Origin of the sequence: Aeromonas sp. FDAARGOS 1411 (genome assembly GCF_019047125.1) — a bacterium.
Taxonomy (GTDB): Bacteria; Pseudomonadota; Gammaproteobacteria; order Enterobacterales; family Aeromonadaceae; genus Aeromonas; species Aeromonas veronii.
Window position 1 is genome coordinate 3264891 of sequence record NZ_CP077214.1, and the last position, 14079, is coordinate 3278969.

Consider the following 14079-nt stretch of genomic DNA (forward strand, 5'->3'; position numbering starts at 1 on the left):
GCAAGTTTTGCTGCGACAACTGTCGCCATTTTCATACAAAACACACTAAACAATTGATTTATAAAGACAATACACTCAAGAAAGGAGCCGCTAGAGGCTAAAATTAGCCAAAAATCCCTCAAATGAAAGTTCTATGTTGCGATTTATTGTTAGCATAAAACTCCGATTAATTAATTCATCTCAGAATATGATTTCAGGGGAGAGCATGACTCTCCCCTTTTGCTCACATCAGCCACGACCAGGCTGACTTGGTGATGGCCGCACCGACCATGTAGCCAAACACCGCCAGTGCCGCCACACCGGCCACCAGCTTCTGACCGCGGGCCGGGCGCTTGAGCGCCATGACACCCAGACCGATATAGAGCACCAGTGCAATCAGCTTGGCCATCAGCCAGGGTTGTTGACCCGGGCTCAACTGCAAGGCCACCGCCAGCAACACACCAAACAGCAGCAGGAAGGTGTCGTTGATATGAGGCAGGATCTTCAGCCACTTCTGCTGCAACCGATCGCTGCCGGCCAGCGCCAGACTCCAGCGATAGATAAAGAGCAGCAGACTGACCAGCGCCAGCGTCATATGCAGGTGTTTGAACATGGGATAATAGGCAATCATTTTGCTTCCTTGTCGTCGTCGGGTAACCCGCTATTCCAGTTGTGGGCATGGATACGCTCCTGCCCCTCCTCGTCGTCTTGCAACAGATCGGAGAGGATCTCCCGGTATTGCAGGCTCTTGTTGATATAAGTGTGTTCGTCGTCGAGATAGTTGACCTGCTCACGCAACAGCCAGTTATCGTGCTGCTTGAAGGTCTGCCCCGCCCGCCAGGCCTGGTTGGCCCGAAAACCGAGCTGGGTCAGGGCTTCCACCCCCAGATCGACCGCCGAGCCCAGAGTTTCCCGGTGCACGCTCTCGACCCCGTGGCGCAGGATCTCGTGGGCATGGGGTCGATCCAGCGCTCGCGCCAGGATCTTCAGGTGCGGGAAGTGCTTCTGCACCATCTCGATCACCGCCAGCGAGGTAGCCGGATCGTTGATGGAGAGCACCAGCAGCTTCGCCTTGTGCGCCCCGGCGGCATGGAGCAGGTCGATCCGGCTGGCATCGCCATAGAAGACCTGATAGCCATACTTGCGCAGGGTCTCTATCTGGCTGGCATCCTGCTCGAGGATGGTGGTACCGATGCCGTGACCGTGCAGCAGACGCCCCACGATCTGACCGAAGCGGCCGAAGCCCGCGATGATCACCGGATGCTCCACCAGCTCAGGTTGCTCATGCTGCGGTGCGTCGCTCTGGTTACGGTAATCGAACCAGGGCTGGATCACCCGATCGTTGAGGATCAGCAGCAGCGGGGTCAGCGCCATGGAGAGCGCCACCACCAGCGTCAGCAGCGAGATGGTCTCACCGGGCAGCACCCGATTTTGCGCGGCAAACGAAAAGAGCACGAAGGCAAACTCACCGCCCTGTGCGAGCGCCAGCGCGAAGGTCCAGCGCTGACTCGGCGAGATGCGGATGATGAAGCCGAGCGCCATCAGCACCAGCCATTTGAGCACCATCAGGCCAACGACGAGAGTGGGTATCAGGAAGGGGTGCTCGGCAAACAGCCCGAAGTCGATCCCCGCCCCCACCGACATAAAGAAGAGGCCGAGCAGCAGCCCCTTGAACGGCTCTATGTCTGCCTCCAGCTCATGGCGATATTCGCTGTCGGCCAGCACCACACCGGCGAGGAAGGAGCCGAGAGCGGGCGAGAGCCCCACCGATTCCATCAGCACAGCGATAGCGATCACCAGCAGCAGAGCGGCGGCGACGAAGATCTCCCGCATGTGGGACTGGGCGATGGCACGAAACACCGGCCGCATCAGATAGTGGCCACCCAGCACGATGCCTGAGATGGCCGCGACCACCAGCAGACCATGTTGCCACCCCGCCAGCTCGGAACCGCCATTGCTGGCGACCGGCGCCATGGCCAGCAGCGGCAGCAGCGCCAGGATCGGAATGACCGCAATATCCTGAAACAGCAGCACAGCAAAAGCGGAGCGACCACTCTCGCTCTGCATCAGCTTGCGCTCCTGCAGGCTCTGCAGAACGATGGCGGTGGAGGAGAGCGCCAGAATGAGGCCGATGGCCAGCCCCTGTTGCAACGGCAGACCGATCAGATGCGCCACGCCGGTCAGTGCCGCCGTGGTGAGCAGCACCTGCAGGCCGCCGGTGCCGAGGATCGGCCCCTTCAACTGCCACAAGAGGGCAGGACGCAATTCAAGACCGACCAGAAACAGCATCAGCACCACGCCAAACTCGGCGAAGTGCATCACATCCTTCTGTTCCCCCACCAGCCCCAGCAGAAAGGGGCCTATGATGATCCCCGCCAGCAGGTAGCCGAGCACCGAACCCAACCCCCAGCGTTTGGCCAGCGGCACCGCGATGACGGCGGCAGAGAGATAGATAAAGGCATCAAACAGGATCCCGTGGCCCATCAGTCAGCCCTCCGTGTGAACATCAGATCCGACTCATAAGCTCGACCAACAAGCTGTCCGTGTTTCATCAGAGCACCTCCAGCAAGTCGCGCAGATAAGGGCGCCCGGCCAGTTGCTCTGGAGTCAGCTGATCGTCACGCAGGGCGCAAAGCAGCTGGCGGTAGTCCTGCCCGCAACGGCGCAGAGCGGCGGGATCCTTGATCTTGTGAAAGGAGTGCAGCACGAAAGGGGGCAGCCAGTTCATGCCGCACAAGGTGGCCGCCTGCTGAAATGGCAGCAGAAAATCGAGCAGCGGTCGGCTGTTGTACCCCTCGCTGCAGTAGGACTCCGGCGCCCCGCCAGTGGTGATGGCGCTCAGCCACTGCTTGCCCTTGAGGGCGTGGGCTTCGGGGCCGTAGGCATAGCCATACTCCAGCACCAGATCCATCCACTCTTTCATGATGGCCGGGCAGGAGTACCAGTAAAACGGGTGCTGAAAGACGATGATGTCGTGCTCACAGAGCAGCGCCTGCTCCCGCTTCACATCGATAAACATGTCGGGATAGTGCTGATAGAGGTCGTGAACCGTGACCCCCTCCAGCCCCTCAATCGCCTGCAACAGCTGCTTGTTGGCCCGCGAGCTCTGCAGCGCGGGATGGGAAAAAATAACCAGAATGCGTTTCATGACCACATCACCCGAACAAAGCCTTGCTGTGCAAGGCGCGGTAAACAGAAAAGGGGAGTCTGGGGAGCTGCATCGTAAAGGTGCACAGGAGAGCGACCTTATCAGGAAGCGCCATAGCCTGCCAACTCGGGGATCAGCTCCCGCAGCGCCGGATTGAGGGTCTGGTGGGCGGGATAGCAGAGCCCGATCCGGCGAAACATCCGCGGTCCGCTCACCGGCAGGGTACAGAGCCCCGCCTCATCCTCGACCAGCCCGTCCGGCAGAAAACTGATGCCGACCCCCGCCAGCACCAGCGCCATCACCAGCCCCTTGCTCTCGGCCTTGGCCACCAGATTGAGGGTAAGGCGGTCACAGGCCAGCAGGCCGATAGTCTGCTGATGGGCTTCGCAGGGCGGGCACTCAATAAAATCATAATGTTGCAGCTCGGCGAGCTCGATCCTTTCGCGACTGGCAAGGGGATGGTCGACCGGCACGCAGAGCACGTAATCCTCCTCCCACAGCGGCAGGAAGATCTCGTCCTCCCGGCGCAAGGCATCCAGCGTCAAGCGGCAGTCGGCGGGTGTGGTGTAGTCGGAGAGGGTGAGATCCAGTTGCGGCAACACGCGTTGTACTTGCTGCAACAGCCCGGCCACCCGACGGCGACTCAAGTCCGGCATGATGGCGATATTGAGCCTCGCACGCGTCGCTTTCTGGCGAAACAGCTCCGGCAGACGGCGCGCCTCCTCCACCAGCTTGACCGCGTGAGGATAGAGATAGTGGGCCGGAGCTTTCGCCACCACCCCCTTCTTGCCCCGGACAAACAGGCTGTCATCGAGCGCCTCTTCCAGCTGGCGCAGTCCCGCCGAGAGGGAGGGCTGGCTGACGTGGCAGCGCTCGGCCGCCGCCGTGATGTTCTTCTCTTCATAGATGGCGATGAAGAAACGCAGCAATCTCAAGTCCAGCATAAACCAACCATAGTTTTTTCAGATGATAACCAGCGGAAAACAATATTTATCACTTATAGATGCAGTGACTATAGTGATTGGGTTCCGTGCTGGCCAGCCACCTGTTTGCTCAAACCGACTCTTGAATCAGAAGGAAAGACCCATGTCCAAATCTCTCGTCGTGATCACCGGCGCCTCCGCCGGGATCGGTGCCGCCATCGCCCGTGCCTTCTCTGCCGCCGGTCATCCGCTGCTACTGCTGGCCCGCCGGGTCGAGCCGATGCAGGCGCTAAACCTGCCCGATACCCTCTGCATCGGGGTCGATGTCACCGACACCGCCGCCATGAAAGCCGCCGTCCAGCAGGCAGAAGCCAAATTTGGCCCGGTGGGCTGCATGGTCAACAACGCCGGTGTCATGCTGCTGGGTCAGGCCGATGTGCAGGATCCCGCCGAGTGGCAGCAGATGCTCAACATCAACGTGATGGGAGTGCTGAACGGCGTCCACGCAGTGCTGGCAGGCATGAAGGAGCGCCGCAGCGGCACCATCATCAACATCAGCTCCATCGCCGGTCGCAAGACCTTCCCGAACCATGCTGCCTACTGCGCCACCAAGTTCGCAGTGCACGCCCTGACCGAGAACATCCGGGAAGAGGTGGCCGATGTCGGCGTGCGTATGGTGACCATTGCCCCGGGTGCGGTCGAGACCGAGCTGCTCAGCCACACCACTGACGAGAGCATCAAGGCCGGTTACCACGACTGGAAAGATCAGATGGGTGGCGTCATTGCGCCGGAAGTGATCGCCGATGCCGTGCTCTACGCCTGGAACCAGCCTGCCAACGTCTGCGTGCGCGAGATAGTGATGGCGGCGACCCGTCAGCAACCTTAATCTGCGCTGACGGGCACGATGGGGAGGGCTTGACCCTCCCCTGGGGCACAGGGTTACCATGTGCCCCTTGTTATTTTCGAGTCATTCCATGGTTCTCACCCGTCGCCAACTCGCTCACGCCCGTCGCTGGCTCCCCTTGTGGAGTCTGGTGCTGGTGTTGATGTCGTTTGGCAGCCGGGCCGCAACCGACCTCTGTACCCTGACTACCCACTGCAGCCAGAGCGAGCGCACCCTGGAAAAAGCGATGCCCTGCGGCAGCTTTACCACCGCCCTCTCGATGACGCTGGTAGGCAGCGACAGCCTGACGGTCGCCGTGCTGGAACCGGATACCCCCGACTTCGCCTCCCCCTCTCTCTTTATGCCGGACGCCCCGTGCGAGCGGCTCGAACGTCCCCCACGCATCCAGAGCTGAAACGCATCCCGTATCGGGCATCTTTTCTTTCAATCTGAGGTGAGTGATGTACAAACCCCTGTTACTGGCCATGCTGGCCGGTACCGTCAGCTTTTCGGCCCTCGCGGCCGAGAAGATGACCGTCTACAAATCCAAATATTGTGGCTGCTGCCAAAGCTGGAACGAGCACATGGAGCAGAATGGCTTCGAACTGGAGGTCATCGAAACCGAACAGCTCGGCACAGTGAAGCAGCAATACGGTATCGCGCCGGAACTGGCTTCCTGCCATACCGGTATCGTAAATGGCTATGTGATCGAGGGGCATGTACCGGCCGCCGATGTGCAGAAGCTGCTCAGGGAAAAACCGGCGATCCGTGGCCTGACCATTCCGGGCATGCCCCAGAGTGCACCGGGCATGGATATTCCAGGCCATCCCTATGAGGTACTGAGTATCAGCAACGAGGGCGCGACCAACCGCTGGTCGAGCTACCCCGGCTGACGAAAACTGGCCATGAGAGGGCACTCCCATATCATGTGAGGCACACCTGAGCGGACTCTTGCCGCTCATGGCCAGAAAGAGGGCCGCTATCGCGAGATAGCGGCTTTTTTTGATTACATTTCCTGCAATAACAAGGGATTGCTTGCAACCACCGGCAACAAGGGGCAGATTTAACGCCAATTCATGGAGCCGATGCTCAGGTCTACCAACCCTTTCCAGCGCCAAGGATGCGACATGTTTACCTTTTCCCGAGGAGTTCTGCTGCTAGCCTTTCTGACAGTTCTCCCCCCTACTTATGCCAATGAAGAGCCCGCCATGCTGACAAGCGAACATCCAATCCAGCCGCCCGTGGCCGCCAAACATCCCCGCACTCTGAAAAAACACGGGGATACCCGCATCGACAACTACTACTGGCTGCGTGACGACGAGCGGCAGAAGCCCGAGGTATTGGACTATCTCAAGGCCGAGAACGCCTATACCGAGGCCATGCTCAAGCCGACCCAACCCCTGCGCGAACAGCTTTACAAAGAGATGGTCGCCCGCATCCCCCAGCAGGATGAGTCGGTACCCTATGTGAAGAACGGCTACCGCTACCAGACCCGCTATGAGCCGGGCAAGGAGTACGGGATCTATTCGCGCACCAAGCTCGGTGAAGAGCAGTCGAGTCTGCTGCTCGACAGCAACCTGCGGGCTGAAGGGCACGAGTTCTATGCCCTCGGCGCCCTTGAAGTGAGCCGCAACAACCGCTGGCTGGCGGTGGCGGAAGATTTCCTCTCCCGCCGTCAGTACCAGATCCAGTTCCTCGATCTGGAGAGCGGCCAGTGGGCCACCGACAAACTGGAAAATACCTCCGGCAATCTGGTGTGGGCCAACGACAACAAGACCATCTTCTATGTGCGCAAGCACCCGCAGACCCTGCTGCCCTATCAGGTCTATCGCCATACGCTCGGGACGGATCCGGCCACGGACAAGCTGGTCTACGAGGAGAAGGATGACTCCTTCTACATCAGCCTCTACGCCACCACCTCGGAAGATTTCATCGTCATCGCCCTCTCCAGCACCACCACCGGCGAAGCGCGGCTGATCGATGCCAACCAGCCGGAGCACGCCCCCCGCCTGTTCCTGCCCCGTCAGGTGGATCACGAATACAGCCTGGATCACTACCGCGGCCGCTTCTATGTGCGTTCCAACAAGGATGGCAAGAACTTCGGCCTCTACGAGACCAAGGAGAGCCCGGTCGATCGCTGGAAGGCGGTGATTGCCCCCAATCCGGAGGTACTGCTGGAGAGCTACGCCCTGTTCAAGGATTGGCTGGTACTGGAAGAGCGCAACAAGGGGCTGACCCGACTGCGCCAGATCAACTGGCAGAGCGGTGACGAGAAGGAGATCGCCTTCGATGATCCCGCCTATGTCACCTGGCTCGCCTACAACCCGGAGCCGGATACCAGCGCCCTGCGCTATGGCTACTCCTCCATGACTACCCCCGCCTCCACCTATGAGCTGGATATGGCGAGCGGCAAGCGCACCCTGCTCAAGCAGCAGCCGGTGGCAGGCTTCAAGGCCGACCAGTACGCCAGCGAGCGGCTCTGGGTGACCGCCCGCGACGGCGTATCGGTGCCGGTGTCGCTGGTCTATCGCAAGGACAAGTTCAAGAAAGAGCAGGCTGATGCGCCCAAGAATCCGCTGCTGGTCTATGGCTATGGATCCTACGGCGCCAGCATGGATCCCGACTTCAGCAGCTCGCGCCTGAGCCTGCTGGATCGCGGCTTCGTCTACGCCATCGCCCATATCCGGGGTGGTGAAGAGCTGGGCCGTCACTGGTACGAAGATGGCAAACTGCTTAAAAAGCAGAACACCTTCAATGACTTTATCGATGTCACCAAGGCGCTAGTGGAGCAAGGCTACGGTGCCAAGGATCAGGTCTACGCCATGGGCGGCAGCGCCGGTGGTCTGCTGATGGGGGCCGTCATCAATCAGGCGCCCGAACTCTATCGCGGCGTGGTGGCGCAGGTGCCGTTTGTCGATGTGGTCACCACCATGCTGGACGAGTCGATCCCCCTCACCACCGGGGAGTATGACGAGTGGGGCAACCCGAACCAGAAGCGCTACTACGACTACATGAAGAGCTACAGCCCCTACGATCAGGTCAAGGCACAAGCCTACCCCAACCTGCTGGTCACCACCGGGCTGCACGACTCGCAAGTGCAGTATTGGGAGCCAGCCAAGTGGGTCGCCAAGCTGCGCGAGCTGAAGACGGATGACAACAAGTTGTTACTGAACACCGACATGGACGCCGGCCACGGTGGCAAGTCGGGCCGCTTCAAAGCCTACGAAGATATCGCGCTGGAGTACGCCTTTATCCTGGATCTGGCCACCCCGGCCAACTGATCCAGTATGACCCCGGCCCTTGTCACACAAGGGCCGCATAAGAATCCCACCCTAGTTTTTCCCTCTTCCATTGCCCTTCATATCAAATTAATCTTCGGCTAGAAAATGAATGATCGAGGTCATGTTTCTCAAGATTAAACTCCGTGATTTTGCCATTTCGTTTGATTTATGTTGGGTGAATGTGCTTAATCGGAGTACTTGCAACTTTTTATTTGGCCCCTCAGGGGCCAATTTATCTTCGACCGACAGGAGGTCGGTAGCCTCACCACAGGATGAGGGTGACCGCCGGAAAAGGGGGCAATCAACTCCCCCGCTTTCGCGCAACGAGAAGAGCGGGCAAGCCCGGCGCAGAACGGGATTGCCATCAATTTATCCGGGGATCGGATAAACAAAATCAAAGAAAAGGGAGAAAAAATGAAAGGATTAACTTTGGCATGCGCCCTGTCGGCGGCTCTGGTCGGTGTTTCATTCGGTGGTCCGGTACAAGCACAGGAGCGCTTCGTGACCATAGGCACCGGTGGTCAGACCGGCGTCTACTATGTCGCTGGCCAGTCCATCTGCCGCTTCCTCAATCGCGGCGCCGCCGATCACCAGATCAAGTGCAACGCCCCGGCCAGTGGCGGTGGTGTGGCCAACGTCAACGGCATCCGCAGCGGTGAATTCAACTTCGGCATCATGCAATCCGACCACCAGTTCAAGGCGATGAAGGGGCTGCCACCGTTCCAGGCCGAAGGGGCCATGGACGACATGCGCGCCGTCTTCTCCCTGCAGAGCGAGGTGTTCACCATCCTGGCTCGCCGCGATGCCAAGATCGCCAGCTTCGACGACCTGAAAGGCAAGCGCGTCAACATCGGCAATCCGGGCTCCGGCCAGCGTGACACCATGGAAGAGATCATGGCGGTCAAAGGCTGGAAGAAGGGTGACTTCGGTCTGGTCTCCGAGCTGAAACCGGCCGAACAGGCCTCCGCCCTCGGTGACAACAACATCGACGCCATGAGCTACTTCGTCGGTCACCCGAACGGCGCCATTCAGGAAGCCTCCACCACCACAGATGCAGTACTGGTACCTGTGACCGGCGCCGACATCGACAAGCTGCTGGCCGAGAAGAGCTACTACAGCAAGGCCGAGATCCCGGGCGGCATCTACAAGGGCAGCGACAAGCCGACCCCCTCCATCGGTGGCAAAGCGGTGCTCTCCACCAGCGCCAAAACCGATCCGGAAGTGGTCTATCAACTGGTCAAGTCGGTGTTCGACAACCTGGATCGCTTCAAGCGCCTGCACCCTGCCTTTGCCGACCTGAAAGAGGCCGACATGATCAAGGTAGGTCTCTCTGCACCGCTGCATGAAGGGGCTGCCCGCTACTACAAAGAGCGCGGCTGGCTCTGATTGAAGGCCCCGGGGCCTTTGTCACTCTCTTCGACACCCGTCTGCCGCCTGATTGCGGGGGCGGGTGTCGCTCTTGTTGTACTCGTTGGCACAAGTTAACCCTATGCAAGATAAACAACTCTCTACCGAGGAACTGATCGCCCAGGATGTGGGCGCTCGCCTGCCGCTGGGCATCATGGGCTGGCTCATCACCGCTCTGGCGCTGGCCTGGTCCCTGTTCCAGCTCTGGATCGCCTCGCCACTCCCCTTCATGGTGGGGTTTGGCGTACTCAATGACACCGAAACCCGCTCCATTCACCTCACCTTTGCCCTGTTGCTCGCTTTTCTGGTGTTCCCGGCATTTCGCTCCTCGCCGCGGGATCGGGTTCCCCTCGGCGATATCGCCCTCGGTCTGATCGCTGCTGGCGCCGCCTCTTACCTGTTTGTGATGTATGAAGCACTGGCGCTACGTCCCGGCACCCTCACCACCGCCGATCTGGTGACCGCCTGTATCGGCATTCCGCTGCTGCTGGAAGCGGCGCGCCGCGCCCTGGGGCCGGCACTGGCGGTCATCGCCATCGTCTTTCTGGTCTACAGCCTGGCGGGCCCCTGGATGCCGGGACTGCTGGCACATCGTGGGGTAGGCTTTACCGCGCTGGCCAACCACCAGTGGATCACTACCGAAGGGGTGTTCGGCATTGCCCTTGGCGTCTCCACCAGCTTCGTGTTCCTGTTCGTGCTGTTTGGCGCCCTGCTGGAGCGGGCCGGCGCAGGTCACTACTTTATCCAGCTCGCCTTCAGCCTGCTCGGTCACCTGCGTGGCGGCCCGGCCAAGGCGGCAGTGGTCGCCTCCGGCCTGACCGGTCTGATTTCCGGCTCGTCGATTGCCAACGTGGTGACCACCGGCACCTTCACCATCCCGATGATGAAGAAGGTGGGCTTCAGTTCAGAGAAAGCGGGGGCGGTGGAAGTGGCCTCCTCGGTCAACGGCCAGATCATGCCACCCGTGATGGGGGCTGCGGCTTTCCTGATGGTCGAATACGTGGGTATCCCCTATGTGGAGATCATCAAGCACGCCTTCCTGCCTGCCGCCATCTCCTACATAGCGCTGCTCTACATCGTCCATCTGGAGGCGCTAAAACTGGGCATGCAGCCCATCGGCAACCATCAACCCAAACCCTGGCTGCGCCGCCTGACCGGCTTTGCCTTTGGCGCGGCCCTCATCAGCGGCCTGTCACTGGCGGTCTACTATGGCCTCGGCTGGCTCAAACCTGCGCTGGGTGACTACGCCCTGCCGGGGATCTCGGTACTGCTGGCTGCCACCTATGTGGCCCTGTTGAAGATCGCCGCCAGCAATGAACCACTGCCTGCCGAAGATCCCGACAAGCCGCTCACCGAGTTGCCCAACACCCGCGCCGTGCTGCTCTCCGGCCTGCACTTCCTGCTGCCGGTGGTGGTACTGGTGTGGTGCCTGATGGTGGAGCGCCTCTCGCCGGGGCTGTCAGCCTTCTGGGGCACCGTAATGCTGGTGATCATCCTGCTGACCCAGCGCCCACTGCTCAACTGGCTGCGCAAGGACGGCAAGCACGACTACGGCACCGTCCTTGATGGCGTGGTGGATCTGCGGGAAGGGCTGGTCGCCGGTGCCCGCAACATGATCGGTATCGGCATTGCCACTGCCACCGCGGGGATTATCGTGGGTGCGGTCTCCCAGACCGGGGTCGGTCTGGTGCTGGCGGATCTGGTGGAGTTCCTCTCCATGGGCAACCTGCTGCTGATGCTGTTGCTGACAGCCCTGTTGAGCCTGATCCTCGGCATGGGGCTGCCCACCACCGCCAACTACATCGTCGTCTCCAGCCTACTGGCGCCAGTTGTGGTGACGCTGGGGCAGCAAAACGGGCTGATCGTGCCGCTGATCGCGGTGCACCTGTTCGTCTTCTACTTCGGCATCATGGCGGATGTGACTCCGCCAGTGGGACTGGCCTCCTTCGCGGCTGCAGCTGTTTCCAAGGGCGATCCCATCAAGACCGGGATCACCGCCTTCTACTACAGCCTGCGTACCGCAGCGCTGCCGTTCCTGTTTATCTTCAACACCGATCTGCTGCTGATCGACGTGGACTTCGCCCACGGGGTGCTGATCTTCATCGTGGCGACCATCGCCATGCTGATCTTCGCCGCCGCCACTCAGGGCTGGTTCCTGGTGAAGAGCCGCTGGTACGAGAACGTGCTGCTGCTGCTGGTCGCCTTCACCCTGTTCCGCCCGGGTTTCTGGATGGATATGGTGCACGACCCCTATCGCGAGACCCCGCCTGCCCAGCTGGCCCAGACCATGGGCGAAGTGGAGGCGGAGAGCACCCTGCGGCTGCGGATCCTCGGTGAAGATGCGGTAGGCAAACCGCGCAAGTTCACCCTGCTGGTCGCCGTACCGGATGGGGCAAATGGCGAAGAGCGGCTGGCCAATCTGGGGCTGAGTCTCTATGAGCAGGATGGCAAGACGCTGATCGACAACGTCGCCTTTGGCAGCCCGGCCGCCACCATGGGGCTGGAGTTCGATCAGGAGATCCTCACCGTCAAGGCACCGACCGAACGCTGGACCAAGGAGTGGATGTGGATCCCGGGCTTCCTGCTGTTCGGGGTGATCGTCTGGCTGCAGCGTCGCCGCAGCGTCAAGCCCGGTTAATCCACCGGGAAGATGAGACAGAGGGCCGCTATTGCGGCCCTCTTTTTACTGCCTTGCCCTCTGCGGCTCTTGCGATGAGCGACAGCCATGGAAGAGGGGTAAACGGTGGCGAGAAGCCAAAAAAAGTGGGGTGACATATCCATGTCACCCCCTCGCAAATAGCATGTTCCATATTGGAGTCCGGTCACGCCGGGTCTCTGTTTCGCTTTCCGATAGTTCGCGACCCATCTGAAATGCGCGCCAATAGCAGCGATGCAACTGGTCAGCTACCCGTTATAACCTTCATCCACACGACAGTCAGGCCGTCGTGTTTGTCCTTGCGACTGAAATATTACGCATAAAAACAAAATAAAAAACGTTTTTATGCCAGTTGTATTCACACCAGCGTGCAAAAAACACCCTTATCATCACTACTAAATTGTTATAAAACAGCAAGATAGATTCATGCGTGGTTATTCACCCGCAAAGGGCATCAGCAATGGCTTACAAGGCTTTGCGAGATCTCGCACAAAAAAAGGCCGCCTCACAGCCAGCGGCGCAGTGGCAACCAGTCGCTCAGGCGGGCTATCAGTCGCCTTGACCACCCCTTGGGTTTGCGCGGCAATCCACCCGCCTGCTCCTGCCAGCGAGCCAGCCACGTTCGCAGCGCCTCGCAGATCGGCGGGCAATGCAAATGCAGCATCAGTTCGGTATTGAGAAACAGCGAGCGGGGATCGAGGTTGAGGCTGCCAAACAGCGCCCGATCCTCCCCCAGCAGGATCAGCTTGGCGTGCAGGCTGCCGTGGCCATGGTCAAACTCGGCGACCCGGATCCCGCGGCGCAGCAACCAGCCGAGATAACGCTGATAGGCGCCATAGACCAGTGGCACATCGGTGCTGGCCAGCGAATTGGTGAGAATGTCGATGGCGACCCCCTGCTGGCGCAGCCGCGCCAGACGGTGCCGGAACCCGCGGGTCAGGATGAGGTAAGGGGTCACCAACCCCAGCGAGCCGGGATTGTCAGCCAGCTGGCGCCAGAGCTGACGGGCGGTGGTGGGACGGGAGATCAGCCCCTTGCCGGGACGGTCGAACCACACCTCGGCCCGCCCCTCATGCCACTGCAGCGGCAAATCGCTCTCGTCAAACAGCGCCACAGGCAGATCGTAGACCGTCGCTACCGCCGGATCCGTCATGGTGAACAGGAAGTCGTTGACCACCTCTATTTCGGCGGGCAGCAGCTCGCGGCGCAGCAGATGGCGGATGGGGTGACTCCAGCGGCTGTGCCAGAACTGCTCGAACCCCTGCGCCATCTGCTGGCACAGTCCCCCTTGACAGGCGAGATCGAGATCCACAAAAGGGGCTTGCGGATCCAGACCGAAGTAGCGATCGCCGATGTTGCGCCCGCCAATCAGCGCCAGCTTGCCATCCACCAGCAGCAGCTTGTTGTGCATCCGGTGGTTGATGCGGCGAAAGCTGAGCAGCCCCTCCAGAAACAATGCCAGCGGGCGCCAGCCCCGCAGCCAGAAGGGGTTGAACAGCCGCACCTCGATCCCGGGGTAGTGAGCCACCATCTCCAGAAAGCGGTTGTCACCGGCATAAAGATCATCCACCAGCAGTTGCACCTTGACGCCACGCCGGGCGGCGTGAAGCAGCTCGCTCAGCAGCAGCTTGCCGCTGCTGTCCTCCTCCCAGCTGTAGTACTGCGCCTGGATCCGCTCGCGGGCATGGCGGATCCAGTGGCAGCGCACCTTGAGCGCCAGCAGGGGATCATCGATCAGGGCAAAGGATCCGGGGATCATGGTGTCATCCTGCTGTCATGGCCGGGTGTCATAACGCTGGCGA

The 14079-nt window shown here is 60.4% G+C and carries 11 protein-coding genes; 6 read left to right on the forward strand and 5 right to left on the reverse strand.

Features of this window, described 5'->3' with window-relative positions; all coding sequences use genetic code 11:
- Positions 1 to 223 precede the first annotated feature (223 nt).
- The 4 genes from I6L41_RS14680 to I6L41_RS14695 all read right to left on the reverse strand — a co-directional run bounded on the left by I6L41_RS14680 (position 224) and on the right by I6L41_RS14695 (position 4071).
- Positions 224 to 610, reverse strand: a complete 387-nt coding sequence (locus I6L41_RS14680; protein WP_042081419.1) for a SirB2 family protein — start codon at positions 608 to 610, stop codon at positions 224 to 226.
- Positions 607 to 2463: a monovalent cation:proton antiporter-2 (CPA2) family protein gene (locus I6L41_RS14685; protein ID WP_005357666.1), complete on the reverse strand. Its 1857-nt coding sequence runs from the start codon at positions 2461 to 2463 to the stop codon at positions 607 to 609. The genes I6L41_RS14680 and I6L41_RS14685 overlap by 4 nt, the downstream gene beginning before the upstream one ends.
- 67 nt (positions 2464 to 2530) lie before the next feature.
- On the reverse strand, positions 2531 to 3127 hold the full coding sequence (locus I6L41_RS14690) for an NAD(P)H-dependent oxidoreductase (protein ID WP_005339958.1): 597 nt from the start codon (positions 3125 to 3127) through the stop codon (positions 2531 to 2533).
- Between the two features lie 101 nt (positions 3128 to 3228).
- On the reverse strand, positions 3229 to 4071 hold the full coding sequence (locus tag I6L41_RS14695; RefSeq protein WP_216959704.1) for a LysR family transcriptional regulator: 843 nt from the start codon (positions 4069 to 4071) through the stop codon (positions 3229 to 3231).
- Between the two features lie 142 nt (positions 4072 to 4213).
- Here I6L41_RS14695 and I6L41_RS14700 point away from each other — a divergent pair, with 142 nt between their 5' ends.
- From I6L41_RS14700 to I6L41_RS14725, 6 genes are all read left to right on the forward strand, one after another.
- On the forward strand, positions 4214 to 4936 hold the full coding sequence (locus tag I6L41_RS14700; protein WP_216959707.1) for an SDR family oxidoreductase: 723 nt from the start codon (positions 4214 to 4216) through the stop codon (positions 4934 to 4936).
- 88 nt (positions 4937 to 5024) lie between these two features.
- Positions 5025 to 5348 carry a hypothetical protein gene (locus tag I6L41_RS14705; RefSeq protein WP_216959709.1) on the forward strand — a complete coding sequence of 108 codons (324 nt, stop codon included), beginning with the start codon at positions 5025 to 5027 and terminating at the stop codon, positions 5346 to 5348.
- Between the two features lie 46 nt (positions 5349 to 5394).
- Complete coding sequence (locus tag I6L41_RS14710) at positions 5395 to 5826, forward strand: DUF411 domain-containing protein (RefSeq protein WP_043826215.1); 432 nt, start codon at positions 5395 to 5397, stop codon at positions 5824 to 5826.
- Positions 5827 to 6060: 234 nt separating this feature from the next.
- Positions 6061 to 8214 carry a S9 family peptidase gene (locus I6L41_RS14715; RefSeq protein ID WP_216959711.1) on the forward strand — a complete coding sequence of 718 codons (2154 nt, stop codon included), beginning with the start codon at positions 6061 to 6063 and terminating at the stop codon, positions 8212 to 8214.
- A 414-nt stretch (positions 8215 to 8628) separates the two neighbouring features.
- The gene (locus I6L41_RS14720; RefSeq protein WP_005339950.1) at positions 8629 to 9600 is read left to right on the forward strand and encodes a TAXI family TRAP transporter solute-binding subunit; all 972 of its coding nucleotides are present in this window, start codon (positions 8629 to 8631) and stop codon (positions 9598 to 9600) included.
- 103 nt (positions 9601 to 9703) lie between these two features.
- Positions 9704 to 12259 (forward strand): TRAP transporter permease, encoded by a 2556-nt coding sequence (locus I6L41_RS14725; RefSeq protein ID WP_216959712.1) that lies wholly within the window; start codon positions 9704 to 9706, stop codon positions 12257 to 12259.
- 523 nt (positions 12260 to 12782) lie between these two features.
- On the opposite strand, the gene I6L41_RS14730 is transcribed toward I6L41_RS14725, so the two are convergent.
- On the reverse strand, positions 12783 to 14036 hold the full coding sequence (locus I6L41_RS14730) for a phospholipase D family protein (protein ID WP_216959714.1): 1254 nt from the start codon (positions 14034 to 14036) through the stop codon (positions 12783 to 12785).
- Positions 14037 to 14079: the final 43 nt, after the last annotated feature.